Consider the following 2,376-nt stretch of genomic DNA (forward strand, 5'->3'; position numbering starts at 1 on the left):
CACACCATCAATGTGAGGGACGACCGCCCGCCCTCCAAGCAAGCCGCGCGCAGCGCGCCACCCATAGCGCCGTAGCAAGCGCGGCTTGCTTGGAGGGCAGACCGCGGCCCGTTACCCCATCTACGAATCTACAAAACCGGATCACGCGCGCGACGACGACGGCACCAGCACCGGCTGCAGCGACGGGATGAGCCGCGCGCGCTCGCGGTGTGCGGGGATCGCGCGATAGACCTGCTTGGTCGCCTCCACGATGTGCACGCCCGCGAACGGCAATGACAGCGTCGCACCGAGGCGCTCCCAGGCCATCGCCCAGCGCAGGAACCAGCTCCCCGCGACCGGCGGCACGAACAGCGCCTCGCCCCACGCCGTCGGCGTGAACCAGGTCTGCCGCAGCAATTGCGTGATCTGCGCCCGCGAATAGGGCCGGCCGTGGCCGAAGGGCGTGGTGTCGGTGCGTGTCCATACGCCGCGGCGATTGGGTATCACCGCGATCAGCCGGCCGGACGGCGCCAGCACCCGCCACACCTCGCGCAAGAGCCGCTCCGGATCATCCGACATCTCCAGCGCATGCACGAGCAGCACGCGGTCGACCGCGGCGTCCGCGAGCGGCATCGAGAATTCGTCGACCAGGGTCGCGAGCGCCGGCCGGCCCGTCGGCCATTTCAGAACACCCTGTGACGCCGGCATGAAAGCGATGCAGCGCTCGCAATCCTCGCGGAACAGGCCGAGATAGGGGGTGGGGTAGCCGAGCCCGAGCACACGCTGGCCCTCGGCCCCTGGCCATCGCTCGCGGATACCGCGATTGATTAACTGGCGCGCCACGATGCCCAGGCGCTGCGAATAGAAATCGCGGAGATCAATGACGTCCATGCACCCAACCTAACACGGCGCCGTTACGCGCGTGTTCCCCAAAATTGCGTTGCCGCGCGAGCGTTAACGCCATATTTCCTGCGCATATTGGGCGTGTTACAGCATGGTCAGGAAAAGTGGGAACCGGTTTTCCGAAGAGACCATGCTCAAACAATAACGCTTGGCCGTTCGCGGGAGATACCATGACTGCGGAAATCCGTCTCTTCACCTGCCTGACCGACAATTTCGGCTATCTGATCCACGACCCCGCCACCAAGGCCACCGCCTCGATCGATGCGCCGGAAGCCGGCCCCATCATCGCGGCATTGGAGCGCGAGGGCTGGAATCTCACCGACATCCTCATCACCCATCATCATCATGACCATGTCGGCGGGGTTGCCGAACTGAAACAGAAATATGGTTGCCGCGTCGTCGCGCCGCACGACAAGACCACGGCGATCGCCAATGTCGACCTGCGCGCCGCCAACGGCGACGTGATCAAGGTCGGCAGCCTGCTCGCGCGGGTGCTGGAGACGCCGGGCCACACGCTCGACCACATCTCCTATGTGTTCGACGGCGAGAAGGCGGTGTTTGCCGCCGACACTTTGTTCTCGATCGGCTGCGGCCGGGTGTTCGAGGGCAATTATCCGATGATGTGGGATTCGCTGCTCAAGCTGCGCGCACTGCCGGACGATTTCCGTCTCTATTGCGGCCACGAATATACCGCCGCCAATGTCAAGTTCGCGCTGACGGTGGAATCAGACAATCCGGCATTGAACGCCCGCGCCGAGGAAGTGACGCGGCTGCGCGCGGAGAACAAGCCGACGATCCCGACGCTGCTTGGCGAGGAGAAGAAAGCCAACGTGTTCCTGCGCGCCGACGAGCCTGCGGTCGCCGCCAAGCTGCACATGAAGGGCGCCGACGGAGCGCAAGTGTTCGGCGAATTGCGCGAGCGCAAGAATAAGTCGTGATGCCAAAGCCGACTGCCGCCGAGATTATCGCGAAGCTTGCGCTGAAGCCGCATCCCGAGGGCGGCCACTATCGCGAGACGTTTCGCGATAGTGAGAAGGATGCGAGCGGACGATCGCGCTCGACTGCGATCTATTTCCTGCTCGGACGCGGCGAGCGCTCGCATTGGCATCGCGTCGATGCGGTGGAGATCTGGCACTATTACGCTGGCGATGCACTGACCTTGCGGATCGCCGATGCGAGCGGACAGCGCGAGATTCGTCTCGGCCCCGATCTCACCGCCGGCGAAGTGCCGCAGGCGATCGTGCCGGCGCATGCATGGCAGGCGGCGGAGTGCACCGGCGATTGGATCCTGGTCGGATGCACCGTGGCGCCGGCGTTTGAATTTGCGAAATTCGAACTGGCACCGAAAGGCTGGGAGCCCGATTAGTTTTGTAGATGGGGTAACGGGCCGCGGTCTGCCCTCCAAGCAAGCCGCGCTTGCTACGGCGCTATGGGTGGCGCGCTGCGCGCGGCTTGCTTGGAGGGCGGGCGGTCGTCCCTCACATTGATGGTGTG

Annotated in this window: 3 protein-coding genes; 2 read left to right on the forward strand and 1 reads right to left on the reverse strand. The window is 64.6% G+C overall.

Annotated elements, in window-relative coordinates:
* Positions 1-141: 141 nt before the first annotated feature.
* Positions 142-870, reverse strand: coding sequence for a methyltransferase domain-containing protein (locus ACZIRK_RS44935; RefSeq protein ID WP_028164201.1), 729 nt, complete (start codon positions 868-870; stop codon positions 142-144).
* A gap of 182 nt (positions 871-1,052) precedes the next feature.
* Here ACZIRK_RS44935 and gloB point away from each other — a divergent pair, with 182 nt between their 5' ends.
* Positions 1,053-1,820: a hydroxyacylglutathione hydrolase gene (gloB, locus tag ACZIRK_RS44940; RefSeq protein WP_028164200.1), complete on the forward strand. Its 768-nt coding sequence runs from the start codon at positions 1,053-1,055 to the stop codon at positions 1,818-1,820.
* Positions 1,820-2,248, forward strand: coding sequence for a cupin domain-containing protein (locus tag ACZIRK_RS44945; protein ID WP_130231850.1), 429 nt, complete (start codon positions 1,820-1,822; stop codon positions 2,246-2,248). Before gloB ends, ACZIRK_RS44945 begins: the two co-directional genes overlap by 1 nt.
* Positions 2,249-2,376 lie beyond the last annotated feature (128 nt).

The sequence above is a fragment of the Bradyrhizobium sp. Leo114 genome (assembly GCF_055229415.2).